Source organism: Kaistia nematophila, from assembly GCF_026343855.1.
Taxonomy (GTDB): Bacteria; Pseudomonadota; Alphaproteobacteria; order Rhizobiales; family Kaistiaceae; genus Kaistia; species Kaistia nematophila.
The window spans coordinates 122,528-137,723 of sequence record NZ_JAPKNK010000004.1 but is presented as its reverse complement, the minus strand read 5'-3'; the positions used below and the strand labels follow the sequence as shown (position 1 = coordinate 137,723).

Genomic DNA, 15,196 nt, shown 5'->3' with positions numbered 1-15,196 from the left:
ATGCCGGTTTCCGCCGAACGCGGGTCGCGGCGAGGGCTGTTCAGCGCTGCGCGGCCTGGCCTCCAGCGGCGGTGATGACGCCGACGATGATGAGGCCGGTCAGAAGCAGGCGCACGCCGGCGCTGACGCCGAAGGTGTTGAGCATGGTGAGCAGCAGGACCAGGAACAGCGAGGCGCCCCAGATCCCCGGCACGTTGGCCTTGCCGCCGGCGACCGAGGTGCCGCCGATGACGACGACGGCGATCGAGCTCAGCAGATATTCGTTGCCGATATCGACGCTGGCGCCGCGGAAATAGCCGGCGAGCAGGGCGCCGTTGATGCCGCCGAGCGCGCCGGACAGCGTGTAGGTCAGGAAGCGGATGCGCTCGACCGGAATGCCGGCGAGCCAGGCGGCGCGCATGTTCTGGCCGATCGCCAGCACCGAGCGGCCATAGATCATGCGCTGCAGGGCGATGCCGGCGAGGAAGGCGAAGAGGACGCCGCCGATGGCGAGGATCGGGATGCCGAGGATCTGGATGTTGGTGAAATCGGCGAAGGCGGGCGGCGGCTTGATTTGCAGGCCGCGGCCATAGGCGATGTCGATCGACAGGACGATGAAGCTTGACGACAGGGTGGCGATGATCGGCGGGATGCGCAGCACGCGGATGAGGAGGTAGTTGGCGGCGCCGACCGCCGTGCCGCTCGCCAGCGCCGCCACCAAGCCGACGGCGATCATCGCATTGCTGCCGCCCATCACTTTCATGGCGACGGCGCTGGCGAGGCCGATATTGGCCGGCAGCGACAGGTCGACATTGCCGGGGCCGAGCGTGATGACGAACATCTGGCCGATGCCGACGATGACCATGAAGACGGCGAGCGACAGCGCCGCCGTGATCATGCCGCCGGCGCCATAGCCGCCGGTGAAGGTGATGGCCGCGAGCCAGACCACCAGCGCGCCGATGAACGACCAGATCCAGGGCCGGGCGAGAAGGGTGTTGATGCCGTTCATCGGTCGCCCTCCCGGCGGCTGATCAGGGCGCGCGCCGCCAGCACGATGATCAGGATGGCGCCGTTGGCCGCCACCTGCCAGTCGGGCGGAATATGCATGAAGGTCAGCAGCGGCGAGGCGGCGAGCGCCAGCGTCAGCGCGCCGATGACGGCGCCGATCGGCGAGACGCGGCCGCCGACGAACTCGCCGCCGCCGAGAATGACGCCGGCGATCGCAAGCAGCGTGTAGCCGTTGCCGAGATTGGCGTCGGCGGATGTGGTGATGCCGACCAGCGCCATGCCGGACAGAACGCCGAACAGGCCCGTCAACGCGAACATCGTCACCTTGGTCTTCAGGATCGACCAGCCGGCCCGGCGGATCGCCTGGGCGTTGCCGCCGGTGCCGCGCAGCACGGCGCCGTAGGAGGTCCGCATCAGCGCGACATGCACGCCGAGCGCGATGACGACCGCCGCGATGATCGGGAACGGCACGAAGGGCGGCTTCAGGCTCATGAAGCCCTGCAGCCAGTCCGGCGCCTTGCCGCCTGGTTTCGGCAGCATGAGCACGGCCAATCCCTGCCAGACGAAGCTCATGCCGAGCGTCACGACGATCGACGGCAGGTTGCGCAGGTGGATCAGCGCGCCGAGGGCGGCATAGACGCCGATCGAACCGAGCAGGACGACGATGCCGAGGAGCGGCGCATCGCGAAGCCAGGTGGCGGTGACGCAGCCGACGAAGCCGACAAAGGTGCCGATCGACAGGTCGAGCTCGTTGACGGTGATGACGAACATCTGCGCGATTGTCGCGAGCGCGATCGGGATCGCCAGATTGAGCATCAGCGAGAAGCCGAAATAGCTGATCGCGCGCGGGTTCAGATAGGCGATCGCGATCAGGATCAGCACCAGCGACAGCGCCGGCAGCAGGGCGCGGAGCGCGCGGGCGAAGGCCGGCGAGCGCCAGCCGGCGCGGGCGAGCGGCTCGGAAGGAGGGGCGGCGGCGCTCATCGGGTATGCTCCCGCGCGGCTTCCGGTCCGTCTTCTTCGAAGGAGGACTGGATCACCTTCTCCTCGGTCAGCTCGCTCTGCGCGAGGTCGGCGACGATGCGGCCATTGCGGAAGACATAGACGTGATCGCAGTTCTCCAGCTCGTCCATCTCGGTCGTGTACCAGAGGAAGGTGCGGCCCTTGCGGGCCTCTTCGCGGATGAGGTCGTAGACCTCAAGCTTGGTGCCGATGTCGACGCCGCGCATCGGATCGTCCATCAGCACGATGCCGGCGTCCGAGCCGAGGGCGCGAGCGAACAGCACCTTCTGCTGGTTGCCGCCTGAGAGCGACAGGATGTTGTTGTCTAGATCCGGCGTGCGGATGCCGATCTTCTGTTGCCAGGCGCGGGCCAGCGCCGCCTCGCGCTCGGGGGAAAGCAGCAGCCCGCGCCGGAGACTGGCGAGCGAGCGGATGCCGATGTTCTCGGCGATCGACCACAGCGGAAAGATGCCGTCGGTCTGGCGGTCGCCGGCGACGAGCGAAACCGGGGCGCTGACCGCGACGCCGGCCCTGCGCGCGGTCGAGGCGCGGTAGATGTCGAGCAGCAGCCGGGTCTGGCCGTGGCCGGCGAGGCCGGCAAGGCCGATGACCTCGCCCTGATGCGCGACCAGTTCGGCGCCGGCGGCCTGGCCGCGCGGCCGGGCCTGCACCATGACCGGCGTCTCGCCGCGGGCTCGGGCGGCGGCGCCGGCCTTGTCGCGGTGCTTGGCGCCGCCCATCGTCGCCACCAGGCGGTCGCGGTCGAACGCGGCGGCCATGTCGGTCGCGACCACCTTGCCGTCGCGCATGACGACGACCTGATCGCAGGTGGAGAGGATCTCGCCCAGCATGTGCGAGATCAGGATCGAACTGATGCCCTGGCCGACGGCGCGGCGCACGAAGGCGAGCAATTGTCCCGCGGTATGGGCGTCGAGCGACGAGGTCGGCTCGTCGAGGATGACGAGATGGAGCGGGTCGTCGGTGACGGTGAAGGCGCGCGCCACCTCGACCATCTGGCGCTGGCCGATGGCGAGGTCGCCGACGACGTCGGACGGGTCGATGCCGTGACCCGGGAAGATCTCGTCGAGCTTGGCGCGGATGAGGGCGGCCGACCGCCTGCGCCAGCCGATGCCACGCAGCGACGCATGCGTGATGCGCGCATTCTCCGCCACCGTCAGGTTGGGGCAGAGCGACAGTTCCTGGAACACGCAGCGTATCCCGAGCTTCTGCGCCCGCGCCACGGAATAGGCGGTCTCCTCGTGGCCGGCGATGGTGATGCGGCCGCGATCGGCCCGGCCGCTGCCGGCCAGGATATGCATGAGCGTCGACTTGCCGGCGCCGTTGTGGCCGACCAGCCCGACGCAGGCGCCGGCATCGACCGTGAGGTCGACGCCGTCGAGCGCGCGGACGGCGCCGAAATGTCTTTCGACGCCGTCCAGCCTCACGATGGCAGAGCTACCCTCGGACATTCCAACCCGCATTCACCCAGACAGAGGGAGGGCGAGATCCCGGCCTACTTGATGTTGGCCTTGATCGCCGCGATCGCGTCGGCCTGCGTGTATTCATGCGTGGCCACGCCGCCCTCGGGGATGTTCGGCAGGGCCGCCTCGAAGTCTTCCTGCGTGAAGGCGAGGTAGGGCACCAGCAGGTCGTGCGGGATGTCGGTGCGGCCGTCGAGCACCTGCTGGGCGACCCAGAAGGCGAGCGAGGAGACGCCCGGCGCGATCGACGAGGACCACGTCTGGTAGCCGTCCTTGGCCTTCTGCTCCTTCCACCAGGCCAACTCGTCCTGGCGGTTGCCGAGAATGATGGTCGGGCGCGGCTTGCCGGCGGCGGCAAAGGCCTGGGCCGCGCCATAGCCGTCGCCGCCCTGGTCGACGATTCCGACGATCTCGGGCAGCGAGGGCAGCACGGTGGCGACGGCCTTCTGTGCCGTCGTCTGGTCCCAGTTGCCGGTGACCGAATTGACGATCTTGAACTGCGGGTTGGCGGCGATTCCTTCGAGGATGCCGGCGTGGATCTCCTCGTCGATCGAGGTGCCGGCGAGGCCGCGGATCTCGAGGAGATTGCCGCCCTTGGGCTGGAACTTCGCCATCTGGGCGACCTGTTCCTTGCCCATCGCCTTGAAGTCGACGACGACCCGGTAGGCGCAGGGTTCGGTGACGATGCCGTCGAAGGAAACGACGACGATGCCGGCGTCGCAGGCCTGCTTGACGGCGCCGTTGAGGGCGTCGGGCGAGCCGGCGTTGATGACGATGGCGTCATAGCCCTGCAGGATCAGGTTCTGGATCTGCGCCGCCTGGGTCGGCACTTCCTGATCGGCGGTGGTGAAGACGTCGGACGCGGCGACGATGCCGTCGGCGACCGCCTTCTTGGTAATGATGTCGTAGCTCTTCAGCATCGCCTGACGCCAGGAATTGCCGGCGTAGTTGTTGGAGAAGGCGATCTTCTTGCCGGACGTGTCGGCATGGGCGGCCCCGGCCATCAGAACCAGGGCAAGGGTAGCCAGAATGGGCAATTTTCTCATGGCGCATTCCTCCCGGAGCCAGTCGCTTCAGCGCGTCTCTTTGCGGCTCGCAACGCAGGCTCTCATAGGCGGAATGGCCGGTCAATCGGATTGGCCGGCTCGGGGCCGGCTGACCCGACGCGTCGGAATAACGTCTTTTCAGTCAATGCCTTAGATTGCATATGCCGCAGCGGAAGGTTCCGCTTCGGCAGGCGGATCAGCGCATGCTCTCGATCAGTTCCTCGGCATCGGCGTCTGCGTGCCGGTTGGCGAGCTGGAAAGCGGCCTCGGCGTCGCCGCTACAGATGGCGTTCACCAGCGGCTCGTGCAGCTCGATGATGTCGAGCGGATCGTGGTAGAACTTGTCCGTCAGACGCAGGAACATCCGCGTCTGACCCTCGAGCCGGTTGTAGACCTCCATCAGGCGGCGGTGGCCGGAGATCTCGATCACGGTGCGGTGGAAGTCGAAGTCTAGTTCGGTCAGCCGCGCCCGGTTGCCGGTGCGCGCGGCCGTCCGCATTGCCTGCAGCAGTTCTTCCAGCGCCTCGCGGCCCTGGTCGTCGATCCGCTTGGCGGCGAGGCGCGCGCCGAGCGATTCCAGCGCCTCGCGCAGCATCGAGATCTCGTAGACGTCGCTCTTCTCGACGGTGATGACGAAATTGCCGCGCCGGGGCCGGTACTCGACCAGGCCCTCGGCCTGCAGGAACTTCAGCGCGGCGCGGATCGTGCCCTGGCTGACGTTGAAGCGGGTGGCGAGCTCCAGCTCGATCAGGCGCACGCCTGGGGCGAATTCACCATCCAGGATGGCGCTGCGCAACGCGTCGCCGATCTCGGCTTCGAGACTGGCATGCGTATCACCGGATACGGGCTTCTTGGTCTGGCGGCCCATCATCGGATCGTTCCTGTACGCGGCGGGTGAGAGGTGGCGCCGAGGCGGCGCCCGTCCGTCGGTCGTTCTGTCGCTGGCCATGCGGCGGGAATCGTTTCCCGCGACGCCGGCCTCCAAGCGTAGCTTGCCTTCATGCGCTCCAGCCAGTTCCGAGCGGATCGTTTGCCTGTCGGGTGTTGAAAACTAACAATAAACGATATTCCGACCACGACTAGGCCGAGCGTTCCGTCGTCCCGCATCCTGTGCGCGATTCCTGTCTCAGGCTGCGGCTCAGGGTGGCAGGCAATTTCCTGTCCTTTTCGGCTGCCATTTTATCAATAATCGATATTGACACTAGTTCTAACTCGCAGGATCTTGCGCGGCGTCCGCCAGGCTGTCGTGAGACGGCGAAACGGACGGCAGGAGAGTCGCCGCCGCATGGGTGGCGCACGCCCAGCAGGAGAGCCAGGTGTCGTCGATATTTTCCCGGGATTATGCAGCCGAGCTCCCGACCGCCGTCCGCGGCGAAGGCGTCTATCTCTATGACGCGGACGGCAAGGCCTATCTCGACGGCATGGGCAGCGCCGGCGTGGTCGGTATCGGCCATGGCCGCACCGAGATCTACCAGGCGCTGGCGGCGGCCGGCGACAAGGTGACCTTCGCCTATTCGGCCCAGTTCACGACGCCCTGGCAGGAAGAGTTCGGCAAGTCGATCCTCTCCGTCGCGCCGAAGGGGATGCAGTCGGTCTATTTCGTCTCCGGCGGCTCCGAGGCCAACGAGACGGCGCTGAAGCTCGCCCGCCAGTATCATCTGGAGCGCGGTGACACGCAGCGCCAGAAGATCATCTCGCGCTGGCAGAGCTATCACGGCGTGACGATCGCGACGTTGTCGCTGTCGGGCCGCACCAGCTGGCGCGCGCCCTACACGCCTTACATGCTGCCGGTGATCCACATCGCACCGCCCTACGAATATCGCTGCGCCTATTGCAAGGACAAGGGCGGCTGCACGCTCGACTGCGCCGACGAACTGGAGCGCGCGATCAACCTCGAGGGACCGGAGACCGTTTCTGCCTTCTTCGCCGAGACCATCGTCGGCACCACCGCTTCGGGCCTGGTTCCGCGTCCCGACTACTACAAGCGCATCCGCGAGATTTGCGACCGCTACGGCATCCTGTTCGTCGCCGACGAGGTTCTGGCCGGCTATGGCCGCACCGGCCGGCCGTTCGCGATCGAGGACTGGGACGTCGTTCCCGACATGATCACCTGCGGCAAGGCGATCGGCAGCGGCTACGCGCCGCTCGGCGCCGTGCTGATCAACGACAAGATCACCGACTTCTTCCGCGACAGCCGTAAGCGCTTCGTGCACGGCTTCACCTATAGTGGTCATCCGACCTCGTGCTTCATCGGCCAGCAGGTGTTCGACATCATGTCGAAGGAGGGCCTGTTCACGCGCGCCGGCACGATCGGCAAGTATCTGCACGACCGGCTGGACGCGCTGCAGCAGCGCCATGCCTGCATCGGCGAGGTGCGCGGTCGCGGCCTCTACGGCGGCGTCGAATTCGTCGCCGACCGTGCGACCCGCGCGCCGTTCCCGGCCGAGAAGAACTTCACCTCGCGGCTTGTCGCGGGCATGAAGGATCGTGGCGTCATCGTCGGCGGCGGCGTTCCCGGCGCCAATTTCGGCCAGGGCGGCGACCATATCCAGATCACCCCGCCCTTCATCGTCAGCGAGGCGGAAATCGACGTCATCGTCGACGCTCTCGACGAGACCATCGGCGATATCGCGTGATGGCGTCGGGGTCTGCGATCGCTTCCGTCTTCCCAAGCGTGGCCTTCGCGGCATACATGCCTGCGTATCGGGCAAGGCATGCGGCGGAGATTGGCTTGCAGACTATCAATAATCGAGTATCGTTTCTTGTCACATGCTCAAGCAACGAGACTGGATCGGACTGCGCAGGCGGGCGCGTGCGCATGACGCGGCGTGCCCGGAACAAGAAAAACCACTGAGGGAATAGCGAATGTTGAAGACGCTTCTTGCCGCCGTCTGTGTCGCGGCGATCTCCACGGTGTCGGCCCAGGCCGGCGTCTCGGTCCGCATCGGCGGCGCCGGTTCCGACGACAGCCCGGACACCAAGGCCATGCAGGTGTTCAAGGAGAAGATCGAGGCCGATCTCGGCAGCGATGTCTCGATCGAGCTGTTCCCCGGCTCGCATCTCGGCACGGTCGACGAGATGGTGGAGCAGGTGAAGGGCGGCGTGCTCGAGTGCATGTATGAGAGCGTCGGCGACCTCGGCTCGTTCCATCCGGCCGCCAATGCAGAGGGCGTCGCCTATCTCTATCGCGACGAGGACGATTTCTTCCGCATCTGGCGCGGCCCGATCGGCCAGGAGATCATCGAGTCGATCGCCAAGGACGCCGGCTTCCGCGTCATCGGTCCGGCCTTCCACGGCTTCCGCCAGTTCCTGGTGACCAAGCCCGCCGACAGCCTCGACGACCTGCAGGGCCGCAAGATCCGCGCCCCCGGCATCCCGGCCTATATCGAGTCGATCCGCGCACTTGGCGCCAATCCGGCGACCGTTCCGTTCGAGGAAGTCTACACGGCGATCCAGCAGGGCGTCGTCGACGGCGTCGAGCAGCCGCTGGTCGCCATCAAGGACAAGCGCTTCTACGAAGTTGCCAAGCATCTCGTCATGACCAACCACATGGCCGAGACCATGGGCTTCATGTGCAACGAGGACTGGTACCAGAAGCAGGACGAGCGCGTTCGCGCCGCCTTCCAGAAGGCGGCTGAATCCAGCGCCGACTGGTATCGCGACTACACGGACAAGTCGCAGGCCGACGTGCTGGCCTCGCTCGTTGCCGAGGGCGTGATCGTCCACAAGCCCGACCTGGCGCCGTTCATCGCCAAGGCCGCGACCGCGAACTACGATCCGGCCCTGCAGCCGATCATCGCCAAGATTCGCGCCTCGCAGTAAAGCACCAGGCCCGCCGCCACGGCGGCGGGCTTCTCCCTGGGGGTAAGATGACCAACGTCCTCGTCCGGATCGGCGATGTTCTGCGCCGGCTTCTCAGCTTTCTGGTCGGGGCCATGCTGCTCGCGATCGTGCTTCTCGTCTGCGTGCAGGTCTTCTCGCGTTACTTTATCGGCGCGGCGACGCCGGGGATGGCGGAAATCTCCCGTCTTCTCTTCATCTGGCTCACCTTCCTCGGCGCCGCCCTGCTGATCAGCCGTCGCGAACTGATCGTCATCGACTTCCTGCACGACCGGCTGAACGCCGACCTGTTCAAGCGGCTCGGCGTCGTGATCGATCTCGCCACCGCCGCCTTCCTCGTCATGCTGATCGTCTATGCGCGCCATCTGATGATCGTCGTCGGCCAGAAGATCGCGCCCGCGACAGGGCTGCCCTTCGCCTGGTTCTACGGCTCGCTGATCGCCTTTGCAGGGCTCGGCCTGTTCTTCGTTATCGAGCGCATCCTGACGCCGCGCCAGTCGGCGTTGCGCGAAGCCGCCTTCCGGGCCCAATCCCAGGGCCACGGCGCATCGACCGAAAGCTCCGCATCATGATCATGCTCGGCGTTCTCTCCGTCACCTTCCTGGTGCTCGCCCTGCTGGCGGTTCCGATCGCCATCGCGCTCGGCGTCTCCGCGCTGATCATCATCGCGATCTGGGGCATGCCGGGCTTCATCCTGGCGCAGAAGATGGTCAACGGCATCGACTCTTTCCCGCTGCTGGCCGTGCCGTTCTTCATCCTCGCCGCCTCGGTGATGAATTCGGGCGGCATCACCACCCGCGTCGTCGACCTTTTCTCTTCGGCGCTCGGCCGCATTCGCGGCTCGTCCGGCATCGTCAATGTCGGCACCAACGTCTTCCTGGCCGGCATTTCCGGATCGTCGGTGGCGGATGCTTCCGCTTCTGGCGCGCTGATCATCCCGGAAATGCGCAAGGAGGGCTATTCAGGTGGCTTCGCCGCGGCCCTGACGGCCGGCGCCGCCGTCATCGGCCCGATCATCCCGCCCAGCATCCCGCTCGTCATCTATGGCGTCATCGCCCAGGTCTCGATCACCAAGCTGTTCGTCGGCGCCTATGTTCCCGGCCTGCTCATCGCCTCGGCGCTGATCGCCTATGTCATCCTGTACGCCAAGAAGCACGATCTGCCGGCGCGCGGCCGCAAGCCGTGGGGCGTGATCGGCAAGCAGTTCAAGGGCAGCGCCTGGGCGCTCTCCATGCCGCTGCTGCTGATCGTCGGCGCCAAGGGCGGACTCTTTACCGTCACCGAGCTCGGCGCGGTGCTCGTGCTCTACGCGATCTTCGTCGGCTGGGTGATCCACCGCGAGTTCAAGTGGAGCCAGTTCCCGGGCATGCTGACCGATGCCGGGCTGCAGACCGCCAACATCATGCTGGTCGTCGCCGTCTCGTCCTTCATCGCCTATCTGGTCGTCGTCCACGGCATCCCGCGCGACATCCAGAACCTGCTGCATGGCGCCGACCTGTCGCCCTGGGAATTCCTGCTGATCGTCAACGTCGTCTTCCTGGTCGCCGGCATGTTCCTCGACTCGACGCCGGCGACGATCATCCTGGTGCCGATCTTCCTGCCGGCCGCCACCAGCTTCGGCATCGACCCGACCCATTTCGGCCTGGTCATCGTGCTGAACCTGATGGTCGGACTGATCCATCCGCCGCTCGGCCTCAACCTGCTGATCACCCAGTCGATCGCCAAGGTGCCGATGCGCGAGGTGCTGTGGGCCAGCCTGCCGATCGTCGGCATCGTGCTCTGCGTGCTGCTAGTCATCACTTTCGTGCCGCAGACGGTGCTCTGGCTGCCGCACGTCATGGGAATGAAATAGCCGCTCCGACATCCGGACAGATAAAGGGCCGCTCTCCGGCGTGGAGAGCGGCCCTTTTTGTTTGTCGAGCCGGCGCTGGGTTCAGCCGCGCTTGATGATGATCGCGCCGACGACCACCGAGATCGCGGTCGCGACATAGATCGACAGCGCCGGTTCGACGAAGCGCATCCAGAACAGGTGGATCGCGACGAAGACGACCACGGCGATGAAGATGCGGTCGAACAGGTTGGTGTCGATCGGCAGGAAGCCGTCGGGGCGGACGGCGCGCTTCGGCGCGCCGTTGCCATTCTGGCGGGGCACGGGGGTCTTGATGGAGTCGCTCGCCATCTCGTTCATCCCTTCACGGCGCCGAAGGTGAGGCCGGCGACGATGTGCTTCTGCACCAGGGCCAGGAACACCACGGCCGGGATCAGGGTCAGCATGGCGGTCGCGGCCATCTGGCCCCAATTGGTGCCGGTGACGGTGACGAACTCGGCCAGGCCCGTGGTGATCGTGCGGGCGTTGACGCTGGTGAGGGTCGCGGCGAACAGATATTCGTTCCAGGCGAAGACCCAGCAGAGGATCGCCGTCACCGCGAGGCCCGGCCGCGCCAGCGGCAGGATGACGTGGAACATCACCTGCAGCGTGCTGGCGCCGTCGACATAGGCCGCCTCGTCGAGCTCGCGCGGGATGGCGTCGATGACGCCGCGCAGCGTCCAGATCGCGAACGGCAGGTTGAACACGCAATAGAGCAGGATCAGGCCGATCCGCGTGTCGAACATCTTCCAGTCGCCGACGACGAAGACCTGCGTGTAGAGCAGGAACAGCGGCAGCAGGAACGCGGCCGGCGGTGCCATGCGGTTGGTGATCGTCCAGAAGAAGATGTTCTCCTTGCCGGTGAGCTTGTAGCGCGACAGCGCATAGCAGGCGAAGAGGGCGAGGACCGTCACCAGGATCGCGTTCGAGCTGGCGATGACGATCGAGTTCAGCATGTACTTCTGGTAGGTCGGGTCGTGGATCGTGTTCAGGTAGTTCTCGGAGAAGAACGACCGGATCAGGAAGCTCGGCGCGCTGAACAGCTCGACGCGGCTGCGCGCCGAGACGACGAACATCCAGTAGATCGGGAACAGCGTCACCAGGCTGGCGGCCAGCCAGAACAGCAGCGACAGGCCAGGGCGGTTGCGTGTCATTCGGGCTTCCTCAGATCGCGGCGGGCGACCAGGCCGGCATAGAGCAGCCAGCACAGGACGATGGTGAGATAGAGCGTGATCAGCGACATGGCCGAGCCGTAGCCATAGTCCGTCTTGGGGAAGACGATGCGCCAGATGTAGAGGCCGATGAAGCGCGTCGCCGAGCCGGGGCCGCCGCCGGTGAGCATCCAGATCTCGTCGACCGTGCGCATCGCATCCATCAGGCGGATGAAGAGCGCCGAGAGGATGGCCGGCTTCAGCATGGGCAGAGTCACGTACCAGAAGGTCTGGTAGCGGTTGGCGCCGTCGATCTGCGCCTGTTCGAACGGCTCCTTCGGCATGGAGGAGAGCGCCGCGAGCAGGGTCAGCGTCACCAGCGGCGTCCAGTGCCAGACGTCCATGATCACGGCGGTCAGGAAGGCCTGGCCGGCGAAGCGGCTGATCAGGAATTCGTAGCCGAACCACTGGTTCAGATAATACGGGATCGGGCCGAGGCCCGGCACCGTCATCAGGCGCCAGGTGGCGCCGACGGCGACCGGCGCGATCATCAGCGGCAGCGTGTGGATGGTGCGGAAGAAGCCCTTCAGCGGAAAATCCTTCATGAAGAGCTGCGCCAGGAAATAGCCGAGCACGATCTGGCTGACGACGGCGAAGACGCCGAACTTGAGCGTGTTCCAGAGCGCCATCAGGAAGCCCTTGTCGAACACCAGGTGGCGGTAGTTCGACAGGCCGCTGAAGCGCATGGTCGGGTCGGCGGCGAAGCTGTTCCAGTCGAAGAAGCTTACCACCAGCACGTAGAGGAACGGGGTCAGGCCGAAGACGGCCAGGATCAGAAGGGTCGGCGCCAGAAACAGCCAGCCGAGTGTTTGGGAGCGCATGAAGCCGTTCCTCGTTGAAACGCGTGCGGATCGCCGCGTCGCCCGCTCGCTCGTGGCGACGGTCGGGCGGGCAGGGGTGGGCCGTGGCCCTCGATCGCGGAATGGGCGGGCCCGGAGAGGGCCCGCCCTGCGCCCCGCCTCCGGCGGGGCGCTTTCGCGTGGCGGCTTACTTGCGGTAGCCGAGCTTGGTCAGTTCCGCTTCCGAGGCCTCGGCCATCTGGTCGAGGGCATCCGAGGCGGAGAGCTCGCCCGAGATCGCCTGCCAGAAGATCGGGGCGACGGTCTCGCGCAGCTGGTTGTGGAACGGGTAGGGCGGGGCGCCGGCGAACAGCTTGCCCTGGTCGCGCATCAGCGTGTAGTAGCCGTCCGTCTTGGCGTCCTGGGCCTGGACTTTCGGATCGTCATAGGTCGACTGCAGGGTGATACGGGAGCCCGCGACCGCCCAGTCCGCCTGCACCGACGGCTGCGCGATATACTGCAGGAACAGGGCGGCGGCCGCCTTGTTCTTCGACGAATGCGGGACGCCGAAGGCGCCGCCGTCATAGTAGCCGATATAGCCGGTGCCGGCTTCCGCGGCCTCCATCACGCCCGGCTCGACCGGCGGCAGCGAGACGCCGACCTTGCCGACGACCTTCGACTTGGAGTCGTCCGTGGCGATCCAGGCCGCGTTCTCGCCATAGACGAGGCCCTGGGCGGCGCGGCCGGCCGCGAAGGTGGCGGCGACCTCGTCCCAGGTCGACGCGGTCGACTCCGGCGGGGCGTTCTTCAGCAGGTTGATCCAGAACTCGAGCGCGGCCTTGGCCTCGGGGCTGTTCATCTTGCCGCCGTGCTCGACCGTCGCGGCATAATTGTTGGCCGCGTCGATGCCCCAGTTGTAGACGCCGAAGGTCGGGGCGACGCTCTCGACATATTCATACCAGGACGCCGGGTGGCCGGTATTGGCCTGCACCGTCGAACCCCAGAGCTCGATGCCCTTGTCCTTGCCCCACTGGGTAAAGAAGTCGGCGACCTCGGTGTATTCGGCGTGGTTCTTGGCCGGCGCCAGGTCGCGATTGTACTTGGCCTTGAACGCCGCCTTGACGTCCGGATCCTCGAACAGGTCCTTGCGGTACAGGTAGACCTTGATGAAGGCCTCCATCGGCACGCCGAACAGGTCGCCGTCCTTGCCCTTGAAGTAGTTGGCGAAGGTGGTGAAGTTGGCCGGATCGTAGTCGGGCGCCTTCAGCTTCGGATTTTCGGCAAGGAACTTGGTGATGTCGACCAGAAAGTCACGGGACAGATAGCCGTAGACCGCGTCCTGCTCGATGTAGACGAAGTCATAGATGCCGGTATTGGCCTCCATGTCCTTGATCGCCTTGTCGTACATCTGATCCCAGGACGTCGCCTCGAACTCGACATTGATGCCGGTCGCCTTGGTGAAGGCCGGGCCCAGCACGTTCTTGACGTAGTTCGACGGCGGCGTGCTCTCGGAGATGCCGCGGATGGTGACGCCGGAGAATTCCTTGCCGGCATCGGACCAGAAATCCGCCTTGGCGGGCGTCACGCCTGCCATCAGGCCCGCCGCAACTGCGCCGAGCATCATTCGCTTCAAACCAGACATTCCTCGTCCTCCCTCGGATTGTCGACGGCAACCGGCTCCCAGCCGCTTCCTGCGAAGCAGGCATGAGTGTTCGCGCGCTGCTGCGCGAGCCGGACCTTCCAACGCGCCACCGTCGTGGCGCGCGCCGCATGTTCAGTCTTCCGAAGCGAGCGGGGCTCTCCTCCGAGCCTCGGGCCGGACCAAGGGTCCGTTCTGCCGATCAACCGCGTGCTTCAGGGTAGACTCTAGAAGAGGCTGTTCGGTGTCACCACGCGCGTTTGCCGTCGCTTCTGTACAATTTTGTCGGCGCGCGGGAGGCGGCCCGGCGGCGTCGATGCGCCGCTCAGGCCGGTATGGCGCTCAATTGTTCGAACCGCGTGATCGTGCCGATGCGGCGGGATTCGCGCCGGTAGGCCGAGGGCGACTGCCCGCAGATCTTGACGAACTGGCGGTTGAAGTTGGCGACGTTGTTGAAGCCGACCTCGAAGCAGATGTCGGTGATCGGCTTCTCCGTCTGGCTCAATAGGTTGCAGGCGGCGTGAACGCGCGAGCAGTTCACGTAGCGGGCGAAGGTGTGGCCGGTCTGCTTCTTGAAGAAGCGCGAGAAGGCGCTCGCCTCCATGCCGCAAAGTCCCGCCACCTTCGACAGGCGGATCTCGCTGGCGAAGTTCGCCAGGATGTGGCTGATCGCGATCTCCAGCTTTTCCGAGGAGCGCGTCTGCGCGACGAAGCTGGGCGCGGCGCGGGACAGGACGCGGCGCTCGCGCGGCGTCTGCGCCAGGATGGTCATCAGTTCGAGGAACAGCACCAGACGCTGCGGCCCGTGCGTGCCGCCGATCTCGCGTAGCAGCCTGCGGCCTTCCTCCGCCGTTTCGCCGCTGAACTCGACGCCGCGCGCGGCGTCGGCGAACAGGGTGGCGACATCGCCGAATTCCGGGCAGAGGTCCGCCACCTTCTCGGCGAAAGCCGGGCTGAACTGGATCAGCATGTCGCGATCGGGAATGGTCTCGCCCGGCTGGCTGGCGCTGACCCAGTTGTGTGGCAGGTCGGGGCCGGTGAGCACCAGGCAGCCGGCCTGGAAGTCGCCGACATGGTCGCCGATCATCATTTTGCCGGAACTCGACTGGATCAGGTGCAGTTCATACTCGGGATGATGATGCCACTTGGCGAGATGGTGCGGGTAATCGTGGACGTTCCATCGAAACGATTCCGACGGCGCGCAGACGATGACCTCGAAATCCGGAGCGAAACGGCGCTCGAAACCCATGGCGGCCCCTCCTTCTCGGGGGACCGGGCCCGACGTTGTTGCCACGCCTGAGCAGTCCGGTCCCTGTTCCTCGAAAGGCATGGTACCGGATCGGC

The 15,196-nt window shown here is 66.0% G+C and carries 14 protein-coding genes; 4 read left to right on the top strand and 10 right to left on the bottom strand.

What is annotated here, in order from left to right:
- Window positions 1–40: 40 nt before the first annotated feature.
- The 5 genes from OSH07_RS11490 to OSH07_RS11470 all read right to left on the bottom strand — a co-directional run bounded on the left by OSH07_RS11490 (window position 41) and on the right by OSH07_RS11470 (window position 5,387).
- Entirely contained in the window at window positions 41–988 is a 948-nt protein-coding gene (locus OSH07_RS11490) for an ABC transporter permease (RefSeq protein WP_266338790.1), read from the bottom strand.
- Window positions 985–1,971, bottom strand: coding sequence for an ABC transporter permease (locus OSH07_RS11485; RefSeq protein ID WP_266338789.1), 987 nt, complete (start codon window positions 1,969–1,971; stop codon window positions 985–987). Before OSH07_RS11485 ends, OSH07_RS11490 begins: the two co-directional genes overlap by 4 nt.
- Window positions 1,968–3,458, bottom strand: coding sequence for a sugar ABC transporter ATP-binding protein (locus tag OSH07_RS11480; RefSeq protein WP_266338788.1), 1,491 nt, complete (start codon window positions 3,456–3,458; stop codon window positions 1,968–1,970). Before OSH07_RS11480 ends, OSH07_RS11485 begins: the two co-directional genes overlap by 4 nt.
- A 44-nt stretch (window positions 3,459–3,502) precedes the next feature.
- The gene (locus tag OSH07_RS11475) at window positions 3,503–4,516 is read right to left on the bottom strand and encodes a substrate-binding domain-containing protein (protein ID WP_266338787.1); all 1,014 of its coding nucleotides are present in this window, start codon (window positions 4,514–4,516) and stop codon (window positions 3,503–3,505) included.
- A 196-nt stretch (window positions 4,517–4,712) separates the two neighbouring features.
- Window positions 4,713–5,387: a GntR family transcriptional regulator gene (locus tag OSH07_RS11470; protein ID WP_266338786.1), complete on the bottom strand. Its 675-nt coding sequence runs from the start codon at window positions 5,385–5,387 to the stop codon at window positions 4,713–4,715.
- A gap of 445 nt (window positions 5,388–5,832) precedes the next feature.
- On the opposite strand from OSH07_RS11470, the gene OSH07_RS11465 reads away from it, so the two are divergent.
- The 4 genes from OSH07_RS11465 (at window position 5,833) to OSH07_RS11450 (ending at window position 10,208) form a co-directional block, all read left to right on the top strand.
- Window positions 5,833–7,152 (top strand): aminotransferase family protein, encoded by a 1,320-nt coding sequence (locus tag OSH07_RS11465; RefSeq protein ID WP_266338785.1) that lies wholly within the window; start codon window positions 5,833–5,835, stop codon window positions 7,150–7,152.
- A gap of 229 nt (window positions 7,153–7,381) precedes the next feature.
- A complete protein-coding gene (locus tag OSH07_RS11460) occupies window positions 7,382–8,338 on the top strand; it encodes a TRAP transporter substrate-binding protein (protein ID WP_266338784.1) in 957 nt (318 codons plus the stop codon).
- A gap of 47 nt (window positions 8,339–8,385) precedes the next feature.
- Window positions 8,386–8,928, top strand: coding sequence for a TRAP transporter small permease (locus OSH07_RS11455; protein ID WP_266338783.1), 543 nt, complete (start codon window positions 8,386–8,388; stop codon window positions 8,926–8,928).
- Window positions 8,925–10,208 carry a TRAP transporter large permease gene (locus OSH07_RS11450; protein ID WP_266338782.1) on the top strand — a complete coding sequence of 428 codons (1,284 nt, stop codon included), beginning with the start codon at window positions 8,925–8,927 and terminating at the stop codon, window positions 10,206–10,208. The genes OSH07_RS11455 and OSH07_RS11450 overlap by 4 nt, the downstream gene beginning before the upstream one ends.
- An 81-nt stretch (window positions 10,209–10,289) precedes the next feature.
- Here the strand turns inward: OSH07_RS11450 and OSH07_RS11445 are convergent, their stop codons facing one another.
- The 5 genes from OSH07_RS11445 to OSH07_RS11425 form a co-directional block, all read right to left on the bottom strand.
- On the bottom strand, window positions 10,290–10,535 hold the full coding sequence (locus OSH07_RS11445) for a DUF2160 family membrane protein (protein WP_266338781.1): 246 nt from the start codon (window positions 10,533–10,535) through the stop codon (window positions 10,290–10,292).
- A gap of 5 nt (window positions 10,536–10,540) precedes the next feature.
- On the bottom strand, window positions 10,541–11,377 hold the full coding sequence (locus OSH07_RS11440) for a carbohydrate ABC transporter permease (RefSeq protein WP_266338780.1): 837 nt from the start codon (window positions 11,375–11,377) through the stop codon (window positions 10,541–10,543).
- A complete protein-coding gene (locus OSH07_RS11435; protein ID WP_266338779.1) occupies window positions 11,374–12,255 on the bottom strand; it encodes a carbohydrate ABC transporter permease in 882 nt (293 codons plus the stop codon). Before OSH07_RS11435 ends, OSH07_RS11440 begins: the two co-directional genes overlap by 4 nt.
- A gap of 166 nt (window positions 12,256–12,421) precedes the next feature.
- Window positions 12,422–13,855, bottom strand: coding sequence for an extracellular solute-binding protein (locus tag OSH07_RS11430; RefSeq protein ID WP_266338778.1), 1,434 nt, complete (start codon window positions 13,853–13,855; stop codon window positions 12,422–12,424).
- Window positions 13,856–14,177: 322 nt separating this feature from the next.
- A complete protein-coding gene (locus OSH07_RS11425; protein ID WP_266338777.1) occupies window positions 14,178–15,101 on the bottom strand; it encodes an AraC family transcriptional regulator in 924 nt (307 codons plus the stop codon).
- Window positions 15,102–15,196: the final 95 nt, after the last annotated feature.

Excerpts from the sequence above, each read along its gene's own strand:
- OSH07_RS11490 (WP_266338790.1), bottom strand. The coding sequence starts at position 988 with ATGAACGGCATCAACACCCTTCTCGCCCGGCCCTGGATCTGGTCGTTC.
- OSH07_RS11485 (WP_266338789.1), bottom strand. The coding sequence starts at position 1,971 with ATGAGCGCCGCCGCCCCTCCTTCCGAGCCGCTCGCCCGCGCCGGCTGG.
- OSH07_RS11480 (WP_266338788.1), bottom strand. The coding sequence starts at position 3,458 with ATGTCCGAGGGTAGCTCTGCCATCGTGAGGCTGGACGGCGTCGAAAGA.
- OSH07_RS11475 (WP_266338787.1), bottom strand. The coding sequence starts at position 4,516 with ATGAGAAAATTGCCCATTCTGGCTACCCTTGCCCTGGTTCTGATGGCC.
- OSH07_RS11470 (WP_266338786.1), bottom strand. The coding sequence starts at position 5,387 with ATGATGGGCCGCCAGACCAAGAAGCCCGTATCCGGTGATACGCATGCC.
- OSH07_RS11460 (WP_266338784.1), top strand. The coding sequence starts at position 7,382 with ATGTTGAAGACGCTTCTTGCCGCCGTCTGTGTCGCGGCGATCTCCACG.
- OSH07_RS11455 (WP_266338783.1), top strand. The coding sequence starts at position 8,386 with ATGACCAACGTCCTCGTCCGGATCGGCGATGTTCTGCGCCGGCTTCTC.
- OSH07_RS11450 (WP_266338782.1), top strand. The coding sequence starts at position 8,925 with ATGATCATGCTCGGCGTTCTCTCCGTCACCTTCCTGGTGCTCGCCCTG.
- OSH07_RS11445 (WP_266338781.1), bottom strand. The coding sequence starts at position 10,535 with ATGGCGAGCGACTCCATCAAGACCCCCGTGCCCCGCCAGAATGGCAAC.
- OSH07_RS11440 (WP_266338780.1), bottom strand. The coding sequence starts at position 11,377 with ATGACACGCAACCGCCCTGGCCTGTCGCTGCTGTTCTGGCTGGCCGCC.
- OSH07_RS11435 (WP_266338779.1), bottom strand. The coding sequence starts at position 12,255 with ATGCGCTCCCAAACACTCGGCTGGCTGTTTCTGGCGCCGACCCTTCTG.
- OSH07_RS11430 (WP_266338778.1), bottom strand. The coding sequence starts at position 13,855 with ATGTCTGGTTTGAAGCGAATGATGCTCGGCGCAGTTGCGGCGGGCCTG.
- OSH07_RS11425 (WP_266338777.1), bottom strand. The coding sequence starts at position 15,101 with ATGGGTTTCGAGCGCCGTTTCGCTCCGGATTTCGAGGTCATCGTCTGC.